Below are 22,052 nucleotides of genomic sequence, written 5' to 3'. Positions count from 1 at the left end.
GCAAACCCGCTGAACACCCCTGCGCCGCGGGCGCACGGCCCGCCGGTGCGGTCAATCCGGATGTCCACGCCGCAGTGGATACGATAGATTGACGGGAGAGACTTTGGAATTCACGAATCACAAAACTGGCCTTTGGCCTGACGGAAGCCCATGCATTACGACCTGACCGACCTCCGCCTCTTCCTGAATGTCGGCGAGACGGAGAACCTGACCCGCGCCGCCGAGCGCAGCTTCCTGTCGCTGCCCGCTGCCAGCACGCGGATCAAGCAGCTGGAAGAGGCGTTCCAGACACAATTGCTGATCCGGCAGGTCAAGGGCGTGCGCCTCACGCCGGCGGGCGACGCGCTGCTGCGGCACGCGCGCGAGGTCTTCCGCGAACTGGAATGCCTGCACTCAGACCTGCGGCCCTATGCCAAGGGGGTCAAGGGCCGGGTGCGGCTGCTGGCCAATACCACCGCCACCAACTCCTTCCTGGCCACCGGGGTATCGCGCTTCCTGAGCGAGAACCCGGACGTTGACATCGAGCTGGAAGAGCACCTGTCGCAGGAAATCGTGTCGGCCATCAGCGCCGGCGCCGCGGACCTTGGCATCGTCGCCGGCGAGGTCGCCACCCAGGACCTGGACGCGATGCACCTGTGCAGCGACGAGCTGATCGTGATCGCGCCCGTCAACCATCCGCTGCCCGCCTTCAAGCGGCTGCATTTCGCCGACCTGCTCGATACCTGCCGCTTTGTCGGCCTGAACCAGTTCAGTGCGATCCAGTCGTTCCTGGACCGCATTGCCGGCGGCATGGGCAAGCGCATCAGCCTGCGCATCCAGGTGGGCAGCTTCGATGCCGTCTGCCGCATGGTCGAGGCCGGCGCCGGCATCGCCATCGTGCCCAACAGCTGCGCGCGCCGCTACGCCAGCCGCAAGGTGCTGCGCTTTATCCAGCTGGAAGACGAATGGGCCAAGCGCGAGCTGCGCCTGGTCCGCCGGCCAGGGCGCGAATTGCCCCAGTTTGCCGAAACCCTGATCCAGTACCTGGTCGACGCGGCGCGCGAGCCGGTGTAAGCGCGCTTGGCGAGATCAGCGAGGCTCAGCCGCCGGCGTGCGCCAGCAGCCCCGCCAGCGGACGCAGCGACACCACCATCGCCAACAGCAGCAGGCCCATGGCGAACACGCCGGGCCAGCTGGTGCGGCCGCAGCGGGCCAGCGAATCGTTCACCAGTTCGGGCGAATAGTGGTACTGGCGCAAACGCCGGATGGTGGCCTCGGCATGCCAGCGGTAGAGCTCGTTGCCATACATGCCCAGCAGCAGCGCCATGGCATACAGCAGCGGCCGGCCCGCCATCGGCAGCTTCAGCCCGAACAGCGCATGCAGCACCGGCTCGGTGCCGACGATGAGCGCATAGACTCCCACCTGCCAGTACATGCGCCGGTAGGCCATCCAGAACGGGCCCAGCAGGCAGGCCGCCCAGTTCCACGACATGCCCCCGCGGGTCTCGGCCTGGGACCAATGGCCGCTGTAGTACGCGTAGCGCGGACCCACGAATGCGGCCAGTGCCGCGTCGTCACGGATCGATGCTGTCATGCCAACCTCCTCCTGCTCTGCCGCGGCTGCGCTTTTGGATCGCCGCGCAACCTGTGCCACAGCATAAGGGCGCGCCGCGCGCGGGCGGCGTGCGCTGGCGCGCATAGGGCGAGGAAATGACGGATATCGGCGCGCAAGCGCACAGACCGGCGCACGGCGGGTGGTGGCGTCCTACAGGCTAAGCGGAAGCTCCCCGACAGCCCTGGCACGGCGGCGTTCCTATATTGGAATTACCGATTACCGCCCTCAACAGGAGCCACACCATGCCCTACATCCTCGCCTGGCTACTTGGCGTCCCCGCCTTCGTCCTGATCCTGATCTGGCTGTTTGTCCATTGATCCGCAGGCCCTGCCGCGACCTCGCGCCACCCCAGGACGCCCGCCATTGCCGGGCGTCTTGCTTGCCCTCCCTTGCATGCCCCTTCCTGCACTCGCTTGCGGCCCGCATGAGCCGCACCTGAGCCGCACCTGAGCCGCACCTAAGCCGCACCTAAGCCGCTCTTTCGCAAATCCGAATTTCAGCGCGAAGGGGCCTCGGGAATAATGGCCCCAGTTCAAATTGACCCGGGGCTACCCCATGCACGCAGATCAGGATCCAGACCAGCTCTACCCCGAAATCCGCGAAGCGGTGCGCGACCTCTGCGCCGGCTTCGATTCGGCGTACTGGCAACGGGTGGAAGAGCAGAATGCCTTTCCTGAATCCTTTGTCCAGGCGCTGACCCAGGCCGGCTGGCTGTCGGCGCTGATCCCGGAGGCCTATGGCGGCTCGGGCCTGTCGCTGACCGCGGCCTCGGTCATCATGGAAGAAATCAACCGCAGCGGCGGCAATTCCGGCGCCTGCCACGGCCAGATGTACGTGATGGGCTGCCTGCTGCGCCACGGCTCGGAAGCGCAGAAGCAGCGCTGGCTGCCGGGCATCGCCTCGGGCGAACTGCGCATGCAGTCGATGGCCGTGACCGAGCCCACCACCGGCACCGATACCACCAAGCTGAAGACCACCGCGGTGCGCCAGGGCGACAAGTACATCGTCAATGGCCAGAAGGTTTGGATTTCGCGCGTGCAGCACTCGGACCTGATGCTGCTGCTGGCGCGCACCACGCCGCTGGACCAGGTCAAGCGCAAGTCGGAAGGCCTGTCGGTGTTCGTGGTGGACCTGCGCGATGCCATCGGCAAGGGCCTGACGGTCAAGCCGATCCGCAACATGGTCAACCACGAGACCAACGAGCTGTTCTTCGACAACCTCGAAGTCCCCGCCGAGAACCTGATCGGCGAGGAAGGCAAGGGCCTGAAGTACATCCTCGACGGCCTCAACGCCGAGCGCATCCTGATCGCCGCCGAATGCATCGGCGACGGCTACTGGTTTGTCGAGCGCGCCAGCAACTACGCGCGCGACCGCATCGTGTTCGACCGCCCCATCGGCCAGAACCAGGCGGTGCAGTTCCCGATCGCACGCTCATACGTCAACGTCGAAGCCGCCAGCCTGATGCGCTACAAGGCCGCGCAGCTGTTCGACGCCGGCAGGCCGTGCGGCAAGGAAGCGAATATCTCGAAGCTGCTGGCCGCCGACGCGTCGTGGGAAGCGGCCAACGTCTGCCTGCAGACGCACGGCGGCTTCGGCTTTGCCGCCGAGTACGACATCGAGCGCAAGTTCCGCGAAACGCGCCTGTACCAGGTGGCGCCGATCTCGACCAACCTGATCCTGTCCTACGTGGCCGAGCATGTGCTCGAGCTGCCGCGTTCGTTCTGAGAACCCTACATGTCCCATTCCCCCAAAGGCATCCGCCCGCTCGACGGCATCCGCGTGGTCTCGCTCGAGCACGCCGTGGCCGCGCCCTTCGCCACGCGCCAGCTGGCCGACCTGGGCGCGCGCGTGATCAAGGTAGAACGCCCCGGCGCGGGCGACTTTGCCCGCGGCTATGACGAGACCGTGCACGGCCAGGCCTCGCACTTCGTCTGGCTCAACCGCGGCAAGGAAAGCCTGACGCTGGACCTGAAGCAGGACGAGGCGCAGAAGGTGCTGCACCAGTTGCTGGCCGACGCCGACGTGCTGGTGCAGAACCTGGCCCCCGGCGCCGCCGCGCGCATGGGCCTGGACTTCGACACGCTGCACGCGCGCTACGGCAAGCTGATCGTGTGCGATATCTCGGGCTATGGCGATGCCGGCCCCTATCGCGACAAGAAAGCCTACGACCTGCTGATCCAGGCCGCGGCCGGCCTGATCGGCATCACCGGCGGCCCGGACGAGCCCTCGCGCGCGGGTATCTCGATTGCCGACATCGCCGCCGGCATGTACGCCTATACCGGCATCCTGTCCGCGCTGCTGCAGCGCGGGCGCACCGGCGAGGGCGTGCGCGTGGAAGTCACCATGCTCGAAGCGCTGTCCGAATGGATGGGCTACGCGCTCTACTTCGGCCACTACGGCGGCACGCCGCCGGCGCGCTTCGGCGCCTCGCACCCGGCCATCGCGCCGTATGGCGTGCACCGCACCGGCGACGGCGGCAGTGTGATTTTCGGGCTGCAGAACGAGCGCGAATGGCGTGCCTTCTGCGAGAAGGTGCTGGAGCAGCCCGAGCTGCTGCAGGACGAGCGCTTCGCCACCAACTCCGGCCGCGTCAAGAACCGCCCTGCGATGACCGAAATCATCGAGCAACGCTTTGCCGCGATGACCGTGTCGCAGGCCGAGGCGCTGCTGGACGCCGCCCAGATCGCCAACGCGCCGATGAACGACATCGAGGCCGTCTGGAACCACCCGCAACTGGCCGCCCGCAACCGCTGGCGCGAGGTCGCGGTGCCCGGCGGCACCATCGGCGCGCTGCTGCCGCCCGCCAACCTGTCGGGCGTGGAGCCGGTGATGGGCGACGTGCCCGCGCTGGGCGCGCACAGCCGCCAGATCCTGGCCGAGCTCGGCTACGCCGACAGCGACATCGCCGCGCTGGCGGACAAGCAGACCATCTGATTCATACCGGCGCCCGGGCTTCCGGGCGCTTTCTTTTTTGCAAGACCTGATTCCCGCTCCGGAGCCGGCATGAGCCAACCCGCAGACACCACCTACCCGACCCGCCAGCTTTGCGATTTCCTGGCCGACCTCAAGCTGGCCGACGTGCCCGCGCCGGTGATCGAGCGCACCAAGGACCTGTTCCTGGACTGGATCGCCTCGGCCATCGCCGGCAAGGACGCCCCCGCCGTGCGCCGCCTGCAGGAATTCGCCGCGGCCATGGGCCCGGCACATGGCGATGCCGAAGTCCTGGTCGACCGCCGCCGCACCTCGCCCTACTTTGCCGCGCTGATCAACGGTGCGTCCTCGCATGTGGTCGAGCAGGACGACGTGCACAACAGCTCGGTGCTGCACCCGGCCGCGGTGGTGTTCCCCGCCGTGGTGGCCGCTGCGCAAGCCGAAGGCAAGACCGGCGCCGAAGTGCTGCTGGCCTCGATCGCCGGCTATGAGGCCGGCATCCGCATCGGCGAGTTCATGGGCCGTTCGCACTACCGCGTGTTCCACACCACCGGCACGGTCGGCACGCTGGCCGCCGCCGCGGCCGTGGCCAAGCTCTACGGGCTGGATGGCGAAGGCATCAACCAGGCGCTGGGCTCGGCCGGCACGCAGGCCGCGGGCCTGTGGGAATTCCTGCGCGACGCCGCCGACTCCAAGCAGCTGCACACCGCCAAGGCTGCGGCCGATGGCCTGCAGTCGGCCTGGCTGGCCCGTGCCGGCTTCACCGGCGCGAAGCAGATCCTGGAAGGCGCGCAGGGCATGGCCGCAGGCATGTCGAGCGATGCCAACCCAGCCTGCCTGACCGACGGCCTGGGCACGCGCTGGGCCACCGCCGAGACCTCGTTCAAGTTCTTCGCCTCGTGCCGCCATACGCACCCGGCCGCCGATGCGCTCAAGGCGCTGATGCAGCGCGAAGGCATCAGCGCCGACCAGGTCGCCAGCGTCACCACGCACGTGCACCAGGGCGCCATCGACGTGCTTGGCCCCGTGGTCAACCCCACCACCATCCACCAGGCCAAGTTCTCGATGGGCACGGTGCTGGGGCTGGTGGCCGTGCACGGCCATGCGGGCCTGGGAGAGTTCGAGCAGCATGCGCTGCAGGACCCGAAGGTGGCCGCCTTCCGCGGCAAGGTCGACATGGAACTGGATGCCGAGATCAACGCCGCCTACCCGCGCCAGTGGATCGGCCGCGTGACCGTCAAGACCACCGACGGCCGCACCCTGGCAGCACGCGTCGACGTGCCCAAGGGCGACCCCGACAACACGCTGTCGCGCCCGGAGCTGGAAGCCAAGGCGCTGCAGCTGGGCGCGTTCCGCCAGGGCGCGAGCGAGGCCGAGATGCGCGCCATCATCCAGCGCGTCTGGTCACTGGAGCAGGCACCGAACGTCAACGACTGGCTGCCCGCAGCACGCTGAGAACCACGTCATGTCCACTGCAGTCACGTACCTGTTCGTGCCGGGCGACCGGCCGGAACGCTTCGACAAAGCCGCGGCCGCCGGCCCGGATGTGATGATCCTGGACCTGGAGGATGCGGTCCATCCTGAGGCCAAGCCTGCCGCGCGCGAAGCCATCGCCGCGTGGCTGGGCGGCCGGCCCGCCGCCAACGCCTTTGTCCGCATCAACGACAGCGCCTCGCCCGCCTTTGCCGCCGACCTGGCCTGGCTGCGCGCGCTGCCGCCCGGCACGGCGCTGGCCGGCCTGCTGGTGCCCAAGGCGGAGGATGCCGTGGCACTGGCCACCATCGCGCAGGCCCTCCACTCGATCAACCCGCAGGGCGAAATGGTCGCCATCATCGAGACCGCGCTCGGCCTGCACCAGATCGACGGCGTCGCCACGGCCCCCGGCGTCGCGCGCCTTGCTTTCGGCTCGCTCGACTATGCGGTCGACCTGGGCTGCAGCCACACGCGCGACGCGCTCGCCTTTGCGCGCGCGCGCATCGTGCTGGCCTCGCGCGTGGCCGGGCTGCCGCCGCCGGTCGACGGCGTGACCACCGCACTGAAAGACGAAGCCGTGCTGGCCAGCGACGTCGCCTATGCGCGCGAACTCGGTTTTGCCGGCAAGCTCTGCATCCACCCGGCGCAACTGGGCGCAGTGCGCGCAGGCTTCCTGCCCAGCCCCGAGCAGCTCGACTGGGCCCGGCGCGTGCTGGAAGCCACCGCCAGCGGCAGCCACGCGGTGCAGGTCGATGGCAAGATGGTCGACCGGCCCGTGATCGAGCAGGCCCGCCGGCTGCTGGCGCTGGCGCAGTAACCCGCCATCCGACAACCTTCACGCACGACAAGGCTTACTGTCATGACTGACGCCACTGCTGAACTCGAACGCCTGCGCGGCTGGATCGGCCGCAGCGAATCGCGCACCGAAACGCTGTCGCCGGAACCGGTCATCGGGCTCGCCGCCACCTTCGACCTCGACCCCGAGGCGGTTGCCGCCGGCCCGCTGCCGCCGCTGTGGCACTGGCTCTACTTCCTGCCGCGCGCACCCCAGCGCGACATCGGCCGTGACGGCCATCCAACCCTCGGCGGCTTCATGCCGCCGGTGCCGCTGCCGCGCCGCATGTGGGCCGGCAGCGAGCTGGCCTTCAGCCATCCGCTGCATATCGGCGATACCGTCACGCGCACCTCCACCATCAAGGACGTGCAGTACAAGACCGGCCGCACCGGCGAACTGTGGTTTGTCGCCGTCGACCACGAGCTGACCGTCAACGGCAAGACCGCGGTCAGCGAGCGCCACGATATCGTCTACCGCGCCATGCCCGACCCGACCAAGCCGCAGCCACCGCGCCCCCGGCTGGAGCAAACCGCGCAATGGCAGCGCACGCTGCAGGCGGATCCTGTGATGCTGTTCCGCTATTCCGCGCTGACCTTCAACGGGCATCGCATCCACTATGACCGCCAGTACACGCGCGACGTAGAGGGCTACCCTGGCCTGGTGGTGCACGGGCCGATGCAGGCCATGCTGATGCTGGACCTGGTGGCGCGGGAGCAACCGCAGGCGCGCGTGCGCCGCTTTGGCTTCCGCGGGCTGGCGCCGCTGTTTGACCAGGACACTATCATCGTCGGCGGTGCCGCCGATCCGGCGCAGGCTGGGCGGCTGGTGCTTTGGACGGGGGATGATGCTGGTGGGCAGGCGATGCAGGGGTGGGCGGAAGTAGAAGGGTAAGAGCCTGAAGCCTTATCCGCTCCGCTGGTTTGCTCTCCTCTCCCGCTTGCGGGAGAGGGGCAGGGGGTGAGGGCAGACACTGGCATACCGACAGGCTTCACTTCGTCGATACGCCGGCCCTCTCCCCAACCCTCTCCCGCAAGCGGGAGAGGGAGCACACAAACGGTCGGCCAAGTCCGGCGGTGCCCACAATTGACACCAGCGGCGCCTGCCATCGCAGTGAATCAGCGACCGACCGCTATTGGCTAGCCGACCATCGCCTCCTCAATTCCCGCCGCGACCTCTTCTACCCTGTCGGCCAGCAATCCAAGGGATGCCCGACAGAGCCCTTGCAACGCATCCACCGTAGCCGCCTGCAAGGCTACGCCCCCTTCTTCCTGTGCGTCGCATTCGCTGTGTGTAACCAGCATCAGCACGCAGGTCGCCCCTCGCGCAATCGCATCGGCTTGATCCAGCAGATTCAATAACAGGAGTTGCCGAGGAACAGGCAGTGCGTCCTCACGCGCTGCACGCCGGGTTTCGGGACTGAACCGCGAAAGCGAATCATCGAGTCGGGGCGGGATGAAGGAATCGGGTTCGATGCTTGATTGGGACATTGCTGACCTCCATAGCGTAGAAGAGGAGGCTCGCCGCTCATTCTCACCTGAGGTGGCGGGCCAAACGACGGGGGTGAGAAAACCGGACGCTATGGAAGCCGGCCCAGCCGAAGCTGGCCCCGCCTGGCCCGCCGTGAAGTGAAGGCGCACACAAGCGCGCGGACTCAAGAATTGCCACTTACGCGACCGTCCGCTATAGCGTGAACCGGGTTCTCACACCCGACTCCTGTTGATCAGGAGCCCAGCCAGTCTAGAGAACCCTGCCGTTCACAATCAAGGAGCAGATTGTGAAGGATCGATACGTCAAGTCAATCGCAGAAATTGCCAACTCCACGTAGCGCTAAGAGCGATCCAGGTCCATCCCTGCCAGACGAAGCCGCGTGCATGCGTCGAGCGCCATTAGTCAATTGTCCAACAAGCTGTTGGATACGCGCGGGTCCTGGTTGGTGGGCTTGGCGCCGCGTCATATCGATCGCTCACGAAATTTCTGGCGGGGGGCAGGCTTGTGCGAACTGGATGGCATTACTTCGTTGAAGCTCCGGCCCTCACCCCCGCCCCTCTCCCGCAGGCGGGAGAGGGGAGCAAACAAACGGGCACGACAAATCCGCAGGATCACCGGCGATGGCGTCAAGCGAGCGCAGCGAGGCGCTCCGTGCCACGGCACCCGACCCGCGATACTGAGCGCGCGCAGCGCAGCCGTAGGCGTCCTACCGATGACCTCGTTAGTCAGTATGACTCCCCTGGGGCAAGAGGGCTGGCCCGCCGCGAGGAATCAAACGCGGGTTAGCATGACTGCCAGAGCCGCACGGTGTGGACAGTGCCACACCCGGCGATTTCCAGCGCGGAGGCCAGCATGGAACACGATAGCACTTTGTATGTCGGTCTGGACGTCCATAAGGACTCGATCACGGTCGCCTATGCACTCGGCATGGGCGAAGTGGAACTGCTTGGTAAGATCGGTACGTCGCAGGCCGATATCGATCGCCTGTGCAAGCGCCTGCAGTCCAAAGCGCGCCACATCCGGATCGTCTACGAGGCCGGCCCCTGCGGATATGGCCTTTACCGGCAGCTTGCAGGAAAAGGGGTCGAGTGCATGGTATGCGCACCGTCACTGATCCCGAAGAAGCCCGGTGAGCGTGTCAAGACCGACCGACGCGATGCGGTCAAGCTTGTGCGATCGCTACGGGCCGGCGACCTGTCGGCGGTGTACGTGCCCAGCGTGGAGGATGAAGCCTTCCGGGATCTGTCGCGCGCGTGGGTCAGCGCCAAGAACGATCTGAAGCGTGCACGGCAGCGACTGAAGGCCTTTCTGCTCTCGCACGGGGTTCGCTACACCGGCAAAGCCGACTGGGGCCCGGCACACCAGCGTTGGTTGAGCCAATATGCGTTCGACAGCGTGTGGCAGCAACTTGCCTTTGAGGAATATCGACGGACCATCGAGGACCGGATTGCGCAATGCAGCCGTCTCGAAGCGGCCCTGCGCGAGGCAATGGTCAACTGGCGCTTCTATCCGGCTGTACTGGGCTTGCAGACCATGCGCGGCATCGACTTCACCACGGCGGTGGGCATGCTCGCCGAGTTGGGCGATCTCTCGCGCTTCGCGCATCCGCGCCAACTGATGGCCTGGCTTGGTGTAACGCCCGCCGAACACTCGTCGGGCGAGAAACGGCGCCAGGGCAGCATCACCAAGAACGGCAATAGCTATGCAAGAAAGCTACTGGTCGAGGCGGCCTGGAGTTACCGACACCCGGCACGCGTGAGCCCTCAGATCCAGCGCCGGCACGAAGGTATTCCAAAGGCCATCGTTGACCGATCCTGGGACGCCCAGGTTCGACTTTGCCGGCGCTATCGGAGGCTGGCCGCTCGCGGCAAGAACCCGAACATTGCGGTGGTTGCGGTGGCCCGCGAACTGAGCGGCTTCATCTGGGACATCAGCCGCCTTGCGATGTCCCTCTCAGTACCAAACGAGGCGCGGACAATGTAACCAGGCACCGGGGGGTACAAATCAACCTATCCGACAAACTACTGGGAGGCCAGTTTCCTGAAGGCGGCGTAGCCCGGCACACGAGCAACCCGCGTCCCTGCTAGGCAACGGATTCCATCCGACTTGCGGCCTTAGTTAGCGGCAGGCTCATTGAGCGGACCTCTGTAATGCGGTAACCAACCCGCGGATATCAGCGTGATCCACCGTCGAGACTTACTGCTACGCCGCCCTCAGGAAATTGGGAACAGCATGGAACTATGAAACCCTGAGCCAAACAATCTCGATTGACACGGGAAGTCATATCAGCAGGCTGCCAACAGCCTAAAGTCGGGTTCGTCCAATAGTCCGTGGACGCAAGGCACATCCCGGGAGCGTAGCAGGGTCGAACCACCCACCCCGTCGAACGGAAATCACCGCCGCCCGAACCACCAACACCGTGGAATTGGTGGCCAGCCGCCTGAGGCGACGCGTTCTTTGGTTACTTTCTGTCGCTCGGACAGAAAGTGACCCGCCCAGCAGGGCGGAACCAGGCCGTCGACCTACGACAACATTGAACCCCCACTACATACCCAAGCCAACGAGCAGGAGCCCCGCCGGCTACGCCGGCGAAACAGCCCACGCCCGCCAAGAACCCTTCCCCATCCAGCAACTCCCCCCCTCAATCCGCCTGAATCTTCGCCGTCTTCACCACCCCACCCCACAACGCCAACTCCCGCTGAATCCGATCCCCCAGCGCCTTGGGCGTGCTGATATTGACGTCATACCCCCCAGCCGCCATCCGTTGCCGGAAGGCAGCATCCTCCCCCACCGCCTTCTGCGCCTTGACCAGCTTGTCCACCACATCCGCCGGCAGCTTCTGCGGCCCCACCAGCGCATACCAGCCGGTCAGGTCATAGTTCTTCTGCCCCGACTCAATCATGGTCGGCACGTTCGGCAGCGCCTGGTTGCGGGTCTTCGACGTGACCGCCAGCGCGCGCACCTTGCCACCATTGATATGACCGATGGCCGTGCCGGTGATATCGAACATGAACGTGACCTTGCCGCTCATCACATCGGCCATGGCCGGCGCATTGCCCTTGTACGGCACGTGCAGCATCTTCACGCTGTTCATCTGCGCCAGCAGTTCCGCCGACAGGTGATTGGACGCCCCCACGCCGGCGGAGCCGAACGAGACCCCTTCCGGATGCTTGCGCGCGTAATCGACCAGTTCGCCCACGTTCTTCGCCGGGAAGTCCTTGTTCACCAGCAGCACGTTGGTGTAGTCGGTGATCAGGCCGATATAGGTGAAGTCCTTGACCGGGTTGAAGTTGACCGAGTGCTGGATCAGCGGGGTCATGGTCATGGTCGGGCTGGCGACGAAGTACAGCGTGTAGCCGTCCGGCGTCGCCTTGGCCGTCATGTCGGCGGCGATCGCGCCGCTGGCGCCGGCGCGGTTGTCCACCACCACCGGCTGCTTGAGCACGCGGCCAAGTTGCTCGGCGTAGATGCGTGCCGCGGTGTCGACCGGGCCGCCGGGCGCGTAGCCCACCAGCAGCTTGACCGGCCGCGACGGGTAGGCGTCGGCGGCCCACGCCGCGCCCTGCAGCAGCAGCGTGGTGGTCAGGGCTGCCAGTGTCGTCCATGTCTTCATTGTTGTCTCCTCCAGGTATGGCTGTAGTGCCCGGGGCCCGCAAGCCCGCCGGGCGTTTAGTCGAGCATGGCGCGCAGCGGCTGCTTGAGCAGCTTGCCGCTCGCCGTGGTCGGAATTACGTCGACGGTGCGAACCTCGGCCGGGCGCTTGTACGGGGCCAGGCTGTCGCGCAGGTAGCTGTCCAGCGCCTTGCGGTCGAGTCCGGCGCCGTCCTGCATTTCGATAAAGGCCACCACTTCCTCGTTGCCGTCGCCGGTGGTGCGTCCGACCACGGCCGACTGGCGCACGCCGGGGAAGGCATTGATCACCGATTCGACTTCGATCGGGTAGACGTTGAAGCCGGAGCGGATGATCAGGTCCTTGGAACGGCCGGAGATGAACAGCGCGCCGTCGGCCTCCAGGTAGCCGAGATCGCCGGTATTGAGCCAGCCGCCGGGCAGCAGCGCCTCGGCGGTCTGCTCCGGATTGCGGTAGTAGCCCAGCATCACGCCCGGGCCACGCACGCGGATCTGGCCGCGCTCGCCGGCGGGCAGCGGCTTGCCTTCGGCATCGGTGATCGCGATCTCGACGCCTTCGACGATATGGCCGGCCGAGCAGTCGGCGCGCGGCGCGTCCATGCGTGTGATGAAGAGCGAGCCGGCGTACTCGGTGATGCCGTAGCCGTGGTGCAACGGCTGGCCGAACAGGGTCTCGACGTCGCGCTTGAGCGTGGGGTCGAGCGGGGCGCCGCCGGTGTAGAGGTAGCGCAGGCGCGGATAGGCGCCGGGCTTCACGCCGACGGTTGGCGCCACCGCCATGATGCGCGTGAACATGGTGGGCACGCCCTGCAGGATGGTGACGCCGGGCGACACCAGCGCCTCGAACACTTCATTGGCATCGAAGCGCGGGCGCAGGAACAGGCTTGCGCCGCCATACAGCGTGGCCATCAGCACAGTGGCGATGCCGAAGATATGCGACATCGGCAGCGCGCCGTAGGCCACGTCGGCCGGGCCCATGGCGCGCGAGGTGGCGGAGATACGCGCAAACTGGGTCAGGCCCGCATGCGGCACCATCACGCCCTTGGGCGCGCCGGTGGTGCCGGAGGTATAGATCAGCGTGGCGACGCGGCGGGCCAGCTCGGCCGGCTCGCGCCGCGGCGCGGTGGCCGCGCGCGCCACGCGCATGCCGGCATCGAACACCGTGCAGCCGGTGGCCTGTGCGCCCAGCCGCGCGCCGTGTGCCGCGGCCACGTCGGAGACATGGCCAGTGAAGAGCACCAGCACCGGCTGCGAATGATCGCGGATATTGTCGATCTCGCGCGCGGACAGGCGCGCATTGACCTGGATCGGCCAGGTATGCAGCAGGCTGCTGGCGAACAGCGTGACCACCATCTCGTTGCAGTTCTCGCCGATCACCATGACACGGTCGCCCTCGCCCACGCCCTGTGCTGCCAGCCAGTCACGGGCGGCTTCGATGCGCCGCCACAGGTCGCCGTAGCTGATGACGGCACCGTTCTCGTACAGGCACGGGGCCTGCGGCGTCTGCGCGGCCCAGTGGCGGGGGATCTCGTGGATATATTGCGGACGGAAAGAAGACATGGTGCTGGTGGATCTCTGGATGCAGGCTGAGTCGGATATGCGGCGGAATGCACCCGTCCGCATGAAACTGGCTGCATCAGTTTGCGGCAAGCCCCGCGCCGGAGCCATTTGGAATTCACTAAGGCCGTGTTCGTCAATGCCACTGGCCCCATTGCCGCTCGCAGCGCCACCACCCGGCGCAGGTGGTTCCGCCTCCACGAAGGACGGCTTTACCATTGATGAAGCAAGGAATCGCGGCCGGCCCCTACAATCGGCCGGCACAGTGAGGGCCGTGGCTATGACGCAATGCACAACCAAGCTGCATACAAGCGCCGCGCGGCCCGCGTACCACAGGGGACATTGAGATGGATTTGCGTTTCACCGCCGAGGAACAGGCCTTCCGCGAGGAGGTCCGCGCGTTTGCGCAGGCCAACCTGCCGGAAGATATCCGCAACAAGGTATTCAGCCATCAGCGCGTGGAAAAGGACGACTACGTCCGCTGGCACCGCATCCTGAACGCGCACGGCTGGGGCGCGCCGACCTGGCCCCGGCAATGGGGCGGCACCGGCTGGACCGCGCTGCAGCGCCTGATCTTCGAGATCGAGACCTTCCGCGCCGGCGCGCCGCGCATGCTGCCGTTCGGGCTGACCATGATCGGCCCGGTGCTGATGAAGTACGCCAGCCCCGAGATGCAGCAGCGATTCCTGCCGCGCATCCCCAACGTCGACGACTTCTGGTGCCAGGGCTACTCCGAGCCTGGCTCGGGCTCCGACCTGGCCTCGCTGAAGACCCGCGCGGTGCGCAAGGGCGACAAGTACATCGTCAACGGCCAGAAGACCTGGACCACGATGGCCCACTTTGCCGACTGGATCTTCTGCCTGGTACGCACCGATCCCGAGGCCAAGGCCCAGGAAGGCATCTCGATGCTGCTGATCGACATGAAGTCGCCCGGCGTGACGGTACGCCCGATCAAGACGCTCGACGGCGGCCATGACGTCAACGAGACCTGGTTCGAGGACGTGGAGGTGCCGGTCGAGAACCTGGTCGGCGAAGAAAACCGCGCCTGGACCTATGCCAAGTACCTGCTCGGCCATGAGCGCACCGGCATTGCCGGCATCGGCCATTGCCACCGCGAACTGCGCCAGCTCAAGCACTACGCCAGCCAGGCCACCGACGGCGCCGGCCGCCCGCTGATTGAAGACGTGCGCATGCGCGACAAGATCGCCCGCGTCGAGATGGACATCATGGCGCTGGAAATGCTGCTGCTGCGCGTCGCCACGCAGGCCGCCGGCACCCCAGGCCCCGAGGCCTCGATCGTCAAGATCCGTGGCTCCGAGGTGCAGCAGGACCTGGGCATGCTGATGATGGAAGTGGCCGGCCCCAACGCCTGGCCGTATTCGCCGGACTGGCTGGAGCCCGGCGCGACGCAGCCGGTGGCCGGCCCCGAGTGGGCCGCGCCCGCCGCCTCAACGTACTACGATATGCGCAAGACCTCGATCTACGGCGGCGCGACCGAAGTGCAGAAGAACATCATCTCCAAGATGATCCTGGGTTTCTGAAGGGATAGCTGACATGGACTTCACCTACAGCGAAGAGCAACAGATGCTGGCGGACAGCCTGCGTCGCTTCATCGATACCGAATACACCTTCGAGGCCCGCCGCAAGAGCGCGCGCGCAGGCGCAAGCCTGGATCGCGGCGTGTGGAACAAGCTGGCCGAAATGGGCGTGCTGGGCCTGACCGTGCCGGCCGACTTCGGCGGCTTTGGCGAGGGCCCCGCCAGCCAGCTGGTGGTGCAGCGCGAACTGGGCCGCGGCCTGGTGCTGGAGCCCGTCACGCCCAGCGGCGTGATGGCCGCTGCCATCCTCGCCGCCCACGGCAGCGCCGCGCAGAAGGAAGAATGGCTGCCCGCGATCGCCTCGGGCGAGCGCATCGTCACGCTGGCCTACCTGGAGCCCACCACCCGCTACCGTCCGGAATCAGCCCGCGCCAGCGCCGAGCGCAGCGGCGACGGCTATGTGCTGAACGGCACCAAGAGCGTGGTCTGGCACGGCGCCGCCGCCGATGCCTACCTGCTGAGCGCACGCGTGGCCGGCAGCAACGAGATCGCGCTATTCCTGGTACCGCGCGACAGCAAGGGCCTGGGCGTCACCGCCTATCCCACCATCGACGGCCTGCGCGCCGCCGACCTGTCGCTGCAGAACGTCACCGTGCCGGCCAGCGCCCTGGTGGGCCAGCCCGCGGACGGCCTGGCCGCGCTGGGCGTGGGCCTGGAGCATGGCATCGCCGCGTTGTGCGCCGAAGGTGCCGGTGCGATGGAAAAGCTGATCCAGATCACTGGCGAGTATCTCGGCACACGCCAGCAGTTCGGCAAGCCGCTGGCCAGCTTCCAGGCGCTGCAGCACCGCATGGCCGACATGCTGGTGCAGAAAGAGCTGGCGCTGTCGATGGCCTATGTGGCCGCCCAGGCGCTGGACGAGACCGATCCTGCCGCCCGCCGCCGCATGCTGTCCGCGGCCAAGGTCACGGTGGCCCGCGCCGGGCGCTTTGTCGGCCAGCAGGCCGTGCAGCTGCACGGCGGCATGGGCATGACCGATGAGCTGTCGGTGGGCGACTACTTCAAGCGCCTGACCATGCTGGACCAGTTGCTGGGCGACAGCGACTATCACCTGCAGCGCTTCGGCGAAGTGATGGAAGCCTAGTGAGCGGCCCCCGGAAGTTGTCTGCAGTTTCCGGGGGACAGTTCAAAGCGGGAAAAGGGGAGAAACACGGCGGCATGCAGGCGTTGCCGGCAATCTGAGCCGCCGTGTCCCCGTGGCGAGAGCGCAGCTCAGAAGACCAGCGGTCGCTGCGCGGCATCCAGGCCGCCGTCGATGAACACCACGTTGCCATGGATGTAGGGCGCCTGCGGCCCGCACAGGAAGGCGATCAGCGCGGCCACCTCTTCAGGCTGGGCACGGCGCCCCAGCGGCGGCAGGAAATCACGGATGGCGTCGCCATAGCGCGGATCCTTCAGGCCGGCCTGCAGCAACGGCGTTTCCACCGCGCCCGGCGCGACCACGTTCAGGCGCACACCGGCCTGGCCCCACACCGCGGCGCGTTGTCGCGCGGCCGCCGCCACCGCATGCTTGGAGCTGGCATAGGCGATATAGCCAGCCTGGTCGCGGGTGGTTTCCGCCGCCGCGGCGGCGTCCACCATCGCGCGCACGCCGGACTCGTCGCCGGCAAGGTAGGCATCGCGCAGCGGGCTGCCCTCCCAGGACTGGAGCGTGGCTGAATTGGACGACACCACCACGGCGCACGGATCCGAGCCCTGGCGCAGTGCCTCGAACAAACCATCCAGCAGCGCCACCACGCCGAAGTAGTTGACCGATGCCACCAGCGTGGCGGGTTCGACATGCGGACCCAGGCCGGCGCAGCAGACCAGCTGGTCGATGCGGCCGCCCGAGTGCGACAGGACGGCGTCGATCGCGGCAGCACGGCCTTGCTGGCTGGACAGGTCGGCAAGGATGTCGGCATCGCGCAGGTCGATGCCGATGACCCGGCAGCCGTCGGCAAGCATGCGCTGGCGCACGGCCGCGCCCATGCCCGACGCGGCACCGGTAATGACTACGGTTTTCATGTGGTTGGCTTCCGTGAAGGTTTCCGTCAGGCCTCGAACACATGCCGCAGCGCCGGCGGCTCGATGCCGCCCGGGTTCAGCTCGACCACGCGCCGCGCCACGCTGGACGGCCGCACCTGCTCCACGTCCGTATAAAACTGCTGGTACCAGTCACGCATCTGGTACATGGGCCCGTCGCCTTCGCACAGCAGCGGGTTGTCGATGCGGATCTTGCTGTCCCAGATCACCACGTCCTCATAGAAGGCGCCGCGGGCCTGGTCCACGTAGGCTTGCGCCATGGCACGGTTCTGCTCCTCGGACAGCCCCGGGATCTTCTTCACCAGCACGCCGTAGCGCAGCACGAAGCTGTTCTGGTCGATCGGCACATGGCAGTTGAGCAGGATCGACTCGATGCGCTGGTCACCCATCTGGCCGCTCATGTCGGTGATGTGGTATGCGGGCCCGAAATACGTCGAAAGCGCCGTCAGGCGCGCATCGCCCGACAGCCGGGCACTGCGCCCGATCATCAGCTGCGTGGCCTTGTGGTTCTCGAACAGGTTGGCAAAGTAATCGACCGGGGCGCCGTGGACCGTGCCGAAATGCGCCATGTCAGAGATGTTGTCGACCAGCTCGCGGCAGTTGGTGTTGATCACCATCTCGTCGATGGCCCAGTCCGACCACTCCGGCGAGAAGCAGGCTTCGATGCGCGGAATCGCCACCTCGGCGGGCGCCGGGCGGCCTTCGGGATCGTGCCAGATGAAGAGCAGCCGGTTCTGCTCGCTGGTCTGCCAGGCGCCGACACGGGCCTTGGGGGGCACGCGCTTGCAGTAGGGGATGGACTTGCAGCCGCCGTCGCCGCCCCACTGCCAGCCGTGGAACGGGCAGACCAGGTTGTCGCCCTGCACGGTGCCGGTACTGAGGTCGGCGCCCATGTGCGGGCAATAGCCGTCGATCACGCGAATGGCGCCGGTCGAGTCGGCAAAGGCCGCCAGCCGCTGTCCGAAGATGTTCAGGGTATGCGGCTTGCCATCGCGGTAGGCATCGGCCAGGCCAAGGCAATGCCAGCCCCGCGCGTAGCGGGCCTCGGGCGGGCGTGATTCGATCTTGTAGCCGGTCTTGTAGCCAGTCTGGTTGCCGTCAGCGGTCATGGCGTCTGTCTCCTTGAATTCCCGTGGGAGCTTCAAGATAAGAGCGTCTGTCCGGCGGCTCATCGTCTCATCGGACTACTGCAGCGCGTCAATTTGCGTCTGCGCCGGATCATTGCCCGGGCCATGCACGCAGCTGACGCCGGCCGGGTCGTAGATCCTGGCCACGCAGCCATTGCAGGCGTCACAGGCCGAACGCGCCACCGCGCCGCTGCGCCAGTTGGCCACCAGCGCGGGATCGTGGATCAGCGCGCGTGCCAGCGCGACGCAGTCGAAGCCCTCTTCCATCAGCTGCGCCACGTTGCCGATCGATTTGACGCCGCCGATATAGGCCAGCGGCATGCGCACCGCCCGCCGCACCACGCGCGACGCCTCCAGGAAGTACAGCTCGCGAAAGGCCAGCTCGCGCGGCGTGCGTTTTTCCAGCATGGTGATGCCGAAGCGCGCCACCGCGGTCGGCGCCGCGGCCTTCATCTGCGCGGTGGGCATGGGGCTGCCGAACAGCGCCCACGGACTCTCGACGTTGCGCCCGCCGCTGAGGGTCAGCAGGTCGGCCCCTTCCGCCTCCAGGATGCGTGCGGTCACGGCGGAATCCGCGGGTTCGTTGCCGCCCGGCACGCCATCGCTGACGCTCAGCTTGCAGCAAACTGCCAGGTCGGCGCCGACTGCGTCCTTCACCTGGCGCAGCACCGTGGCCGGAAAGCGCGTGCGGTTCTCCACACTGCCGCCGAAGGCATCGCGCCGCCGGTTGCTCAGCGGCGACAGGAACTGGTTGAGCAGGTAGCCGTGCCCCATGTGGATTTCCACCGCATCGAAGCCGGCTTCGCGCGCCAGCCGTGCCGCCGCGGCAAACTGGCCGGCCACGCGCGCCATGTCCGCTTCGCGCAGGGCACGCTGGAAATAGACGCCATGCAGCATGCCAAAGGCATTGAGCCCGGCCGAAGCACTGCCCGGTGCGCGGCTGCCGCCGTGGCGCATGGTGGTGAACGAGCCCGCATGGGTGATCTGCAGGCAGGCCGCCGCGCCTTCGCGATGCACGGCCTCGGTCAGCACGCGCAGGGGCGCAACCTGCTCCGGGCGCATGCTGAGCTGATGCGAAAAGGTCAGGCCGTCGTCGGCCACCGCCGCGTAAGCCACCGTGGTCATGCCCACCCCGCCCGCGGCAAGGTCGCGGTGGTGCCTGACCAGCGCCTGCGTCGGCAGGCCCCGCGGCGTCATGCCTTCGTTCGCGCCGGCCTTGATCAAGCGGTTGCGCAGCGTGAGCGGGCCGATGCGGACCGGCGTGAATGCCGCCGCTGCGGAAACCTGGCTATCGTGCATGCTGTTTCTCCGGGCCATCGGCCTTACACCACGTCGGATTTCAAGGCGTGCGCCGGCGGCACCGTCTCGCCGCGCGCGGCGGTACCGGCATCACCGGCACCAGCCACGCGGGCGCGCTCTTCTTCCTCCACCCCCAGCCACGCCGCCAGCGCCGGCAGCAGCGATACCGCGCCAAACAGGTTCACCAGGAACATGAAGGCCAGCAGGATCCCCATGTCGGCCTGGAACTTGAGCGCGGCAAAGGCCCAGGTCCCCACGCCTATGCACATCGTCAGCGCCGTGAACAGCGCCGCCGAGCCGCGCTGGCGCATGGCCTCGGCAAAGGCCTGCGGCAGGGCCTGCCCTTCCTCGCGGATCTGGTGCTGGATGCGCTCGTACAGGTAAATGCCGTAGTCCACCCCAACGCCCACGCCAAGCGTGATAACCGGCAGCGTCGACACCTTCAGCCCGATGCCAAGGCGCGCCATCAGCGCATTGCACAGCACCGACACCAGCGTCAGCGGCACGATGATGCACAGCACCGCGCGCCATGAGCGGAACGTCAGCAGGCACAGCAGCGTGATCGCGCCGAAGATCGACAGCAGCATCGTCACCTCGGCCTCCTCCACCGCCTCATTGGTCGCCGCCATCACGCCGATATTGCCGCCCGCCAGGCGGAACGCCACGTTGGGCGTCTTGTCGGCGGCGGTGAAGCGGCGGATCTCGCGGATGATGTGGGCGATGGTCGCGCCCTCGTGATTGGCCGTGTAGATCAGCACCTGGATGGCCTGGCAGTTCGAGGTATTCATGCCGTTGTCCGGGTCGAACGCCTTGGCGCCCTGGCTCAGGCCATCGCTGCTGCGCGGCAGCGCCTCCCAGCGCGGGTTGCCCTCGTTGTAGGCGCCGATCACGACCTTGGCCAGCGACGATACGCTGACCACCGACTGCACGCCGGACACGCCGCGCATTCGCATCTCGAAGCGTTCGACCGCGCTCATCACCGGGTAGTGCAGGCAGCCGTCATCGAAGCCGGTGGGTTCCACCACGACCGTGAGCGCATCCGAGCCGATGTTGTACTGGCTTACCACGCTGGCGCTGTCGCGGTTATAGCGCGAATCCGCACGCAGCTCGGGCGCGCCGCTGCCGACATCGCCGATCTTCAGGCCGCGCGATTCGATGGCGCCGGCCGCCAGCAGCGCGAGCGCCGCCATGAACACCCCCAGCGCCGGTCCCGGGCGCGCCAGCGCGCCGAACTTCTGCCACAGCCCGCCGGTTCCCTGCGCGCGCCGGGCCTGCGCCGACGCCAGCGCCGAGGGCTCCAGCCGCGTGTACGACAGCAGGATCGGCAGGAACACCTTGTTGGTCACGATCATCAGCAGCACGCCCAGGCAGGCCGTGATGCCAAGCTCGCGCACGATGTCGATCTGGATCCGCATGATGACCATGAATCCCAGCGCATTGGTCAGCAGCGCCACCGTGCCCGGAATGAACAGCTTGCGGAAGGCCGCGCTGGCGCTGTCCAGCGCGCTGTGCCCCTGCACCACCTCCTGCTTCCAGGCATTGGTCATCTGCACCGCGTGCGAGACCCCGATCGAAAAGATCAGGAACGGCACCAGGATCGACATCGGGTCGATGCCGTAGCCCAGCAGCGGCAGCAGGCCCAGCAGCCAGGCCACGGGCAGCAGCGCCACCACCAGCGACAGCAGCGTGATGCGCAGCGAGCGCGTGTACAGCCACAGCAGCAGCGCGGTCACGGCGAAGGCCAGAGCGAAAAAGCCCATCACGCCAGAGATGCCCTCTTCCACATCGCCCACCAGCTTGGCAAAGCCGACGATATTGACCTCGACATCGGTACCGCTGAATTCGCCGCGAATCTTCTCCAGCTGGCGCGCGACCGAGCCGTAGTCGATGGTCTTGCCGGTGGCCGGATCGGTCTCGCGCAGCTCCGCGCGGATCAGCGCGGATTTGAGGTCATTGCTGACCAGCCGGCCGATCTGGCCGGAGCGCGCCACGTTGCGCCGCACCTTGTCGAGCTCCGCCGGCGTGGCGGAGAAGCGTCCCGGCACCACCACGTCGCCGCGAAACCCCGCCTCGGTCACCTCGGTGTAGCGCACATTGGGCGTGAACAGCGAGAACACGCGCGAACGGTCCACGCCGGGGATGAAGAACACTTCATCGGTGGCGCGGCGCAGCTTGTCCATGAACGGCGCGTTGTAGATATCGCCGTCGCCCTTCCAGCGCAGGCTCACCAGCACGGTATTGGCCCCGGAGAAGCTGCTTGCGTACTTGGTGAACACCTGCATGTACGGGTGCTGCAGCGGGATCATCTTGTTGAAGCCGGGATCGAGCCGCAGCCGCGTGGCCGAGACGCCCAGCGCCACGGTCACGGCCAGGCACAGCACCAGCAGCAGCCGGCGCCGGTGCATCAGCACGCTGGCGCAGGCATCGACAAAGCGGCCCAGGCGGCCGGAGGATTGAGGGCGGTTCATGATCGTTCTCGCATTCGGTAAGCCAGGGTC

Annotated in this window: 17 protein-coding genes; 9 read left to right on the top strand and 8 right to left on the bottom strand. The window is 67.1% G+C overall.

Features of this window, described 5'->3' with window-relative positions; all coding sequences use genetic code 11:
- Positions 1-150: 150 nt before the first annotated feature.
- Complete coding sequence (locus ACREYQ_RS20995; RefSeq protein WP_432262098.1) at positions 151-1,053, top strand: LysR substrate-binding domain-containing protein; 903 nt, start codon at positions 151-153, stop codon at positions 1,051-1,053.
- A 25-nt stretch (positions 1,054-1,078) separates the two neighbouring features.
- Here the strand turns inward: ACREYQ_RS20995 and ACREYQ_RS20990 are convergent, their stop codons facing one another.
- On the bottom strand, positions 1,079-1,573 hold the full coding sequence (locus tag ACREYQ_RS20990) for a DUF2628 domain-containing protein (protein WP_432262097.1): 495 nt from the start codon (positions 1,571-1,573) through the stop codon (positions 1,079-1,081).
- A 576-nt stretch (positions 1,574-2,149) separates the two neighbouring features.
- Between ACREYQ_RS20990 and ACREYQ_RS20985 the strand changes: the two genes are divergently transcribed.
- From ACREYQ_RS20985 to ACREYQ_RS20965, 5 genes are all read left to right on the top strand, one after another.
- The gene (locus ACREYQ_RS20985; RefSeq protein WP_432262096.1) at positions 2,150-3,319 is read left to right on the top strand and encodes an acyl-CoA dehydrogenase family protein; all 1,170 of its coding nucleotides are present in this window, start codon (positions 2,150-2,152) and stop codon (positions 3,317-3,319) included.
- 9 nt (positions 3,320-3,328) lie between these two features.
- Positions 3,329-4,528: a CaiB/BaiF CoA transferase family protein gene (locus ACREYQ_RS20980; RefSeq protein WP_432262095.1), complete on the top strand. Its 1,200-nt coding sequence runs from the start codon at positions 3,329-3,331 to the stop codon at positions 4,526-4,528.
- A gap of 69 nt (positions 4,529-4,597) precedes the next feature.
- Positions 4,598-5,980 carry an MmgE/PrpD family protein gene (locus ACREYQ_RS20975; RefSeq protein WP_432262094.1) on the top strand — a complete coding sequence of 461 codons (1,383 nt, stop codon included), beginning with the start codon at positions 4,598-4,600 and terminating at the stop codon, positions 5,978-5,980.
- A 10-nt stretch (positions 5,981-5,990) separates the two neighbouring features.
- Positions 5,991-6,815: an HpcH/HpaI aldolase/citrate lyase family protein gene (locus ACREYQ_RS20970; protein ID WP_432262093.1), complete on the top strand. Its 825-nt coding sequence runs from the start codon at positions 5,991-5,993 to the stop codon at positions 6,813-6,815.
- 42 nt (positions 6,816-6,857) lie between these two features.
- A complete protein-coding gene (locus tag ACREYQ_RS20965) occupies positions 6,858-7,724 on the top strand; it encodes an FAS1-like dehydratase domain-containing protein (RefSeq protein ID WP_432262092.1) in 867 nt (288 codons plus the stop codon).
- Between the two features lie 245 nt (positions 7,725-7,969).
- On the opposite strand, the gene ACREYQ_RS20960 is transcribed toward ACREYQ_RS20965, so the two are convergent.
- Complete coding sequence (locus tag ACREYQ_RS20960; protein ID WP_432262091.1) at positions 7,970-8,320, bottom strand: hypothetical protein; 351 nt, start codon at positions 8,318-8,320, stop codon at positions 7,970-7,972.
- An 853-nt stretch (positions 8,321-9,173) separates the two neighbouring features.
- On the opposite strand from ACREYQ_RS20960, the gene ACREYQ_RS20955 reads away from it, so the two are divergent.
- Complete coding sequence (locus tag ACREYQ_RS20955) at positions 9,174-10,304, top strand: IS110 family transposase (RefSeq protein ID WP_432257736.1); 1,131 nt, start codon at positions 9,174-9,176, stop codon at positions 10,302-10,304.
- A gap of 658 nt (positions 10,305-10,962) precedes the next feature.
- Here the strand turns inward: ACREYQ_RS20955 and ACREYQ_RS20950 are convergent.
- Together ACREYQ_RS20950 and ACREYQ_RS20945 are read right to left on the bottom strand one after the other, a co-directional pair.
- Complete coding sequence (locus ACREYQ_RS20950) at positions 10,963-11,934, bottom strand: Bug family tripartite tricarboxylate transporter substrate binding protein (RefSeq protein ID WP_432262090.1); 972 nt, start codon at positions 11,932-11,934, stop codon at positions 10,963-10,965.
- Between the two features lie 56 nt (positions 11,935-11,990).
- Positions 11,991-13,511 (bottom strand): class I adenylate-forming enzyme family protein, encoded by a 1,521-nt coding sequence (locus ACREYQ_RS20945; protein WP_432262089.1) that lies wholly within the window; start codon positions 13,509-13,511, stop codon positions 11,991-11,993.
- A 344-nt stretch (positions 13,512-13,855) separates the two neighbouring features.
- Between ACREYQ_RS20945 and ACREYQ_RS20940 the strand changes: the two genes are divergently transcribed.
- Together ACREYQ_RS20940 and ACREYQ_RS20935 are read left to right on the top strand one after the other, a co-directional pair.
- The gene (locus tag ACREYQ_RS20940) at positions 13,856-15,049 is read left to right on the top strand and encodes an acyl-CoA dehydrogenase family protein (protein WP_432262088.1); all 1,194 of its coding nucleotides are present in this window, start codon (positions 13,856-13,858) and stop codon (positions 15,047-15,049) included.
- Positions 15,050-15,062: 13 nt separating this feature from the next.
- The gene (locus ACREYQ_RS20935; RefSeq protein ID WP_432262087.1) at positions 15,063-16,190 is read left to right on the top strand and encodes an acyl-CoA dehydrogenase family protein; all 1,128 of its coding nucleotides are present in this window, start codon (positions 15,063-15,065) and stop codon (positions 16,188-16,190) included.
- 128 nt (positions 16,191-16,318) lie between these two features.
- Here ACREYQ_RS20935 and ACREYQ_RS20930 read toward each other — a convergent pair whose 3' ends face one another.
- The 4 genes from ACREYQ_RS20930 to ACREYQ_RS20915 all read right to left on the bottom strand — a co-directional run bounded on the left by ACREYQ_RS20930 (position 16,319) and on the right by ACREYQ_RS20915 (position 22,022).
- Positions 16,319-17,110, bottom strand: a complete 792-nt coding sequence (locus ACREYQ_RS20930) for an SDR family oxidoreductase (protein WP_432262086.1) — start codon at positions 17,108-17,110, stop codon at positions 16,319-16,321.
- A 26-nt stretch (positions 17,111-17,136) separates the two neighbouring features.
- A complete protein-coding gene (locus ACREYQ_RS20925) occupies positions 17,137-18,237 on the bottom strand; it encodes a Rieske 2Fe-2S domain-containing protein (RefSeq protein ID WP_432262085.1) in 1,101 nt (366 codons plus the stop codon).
- 75 nt (positions 18,238-18,312) lie between these two features.
- Positions 18,313-19,491, bottom strand: coding sequence for an NADH:flavin oxidoreductase (locus tag ACREYQ_RS20920; RefSeq protein WP_432262615.1), 1,179 nt, complete (start codon positions 19,489-19,491; stop codon positions 18,313-18,315).
- 86 nt (positions 19,492-19,577) lie between these two features.
- A complete protein-coding gene (locus ACREYQ_RS20915; RefSeq protein WP_432262084.1) occupies positions 19,578-22,022 on the bottom strand; it encodes an efflux RND transporter permease subunit in 2,445 nt (814 codons plus the stop codon).
- Between the last annotated feature and the right edge of the window lie 30 nt (positions 22,023-22,052).

The organism is Cupriavidus sp. TMH.W2 (genome assembly GCF_050847365.1).
Classification (GTDB): Bacteria; Pseudomonadota; Gammaproteobacteria; order Burkholderiales; family Burkholderiaceae; genus Cupriavidus.
This window is presented reverse-complemented; position numbering and strand designations above follow the sequence as displayed.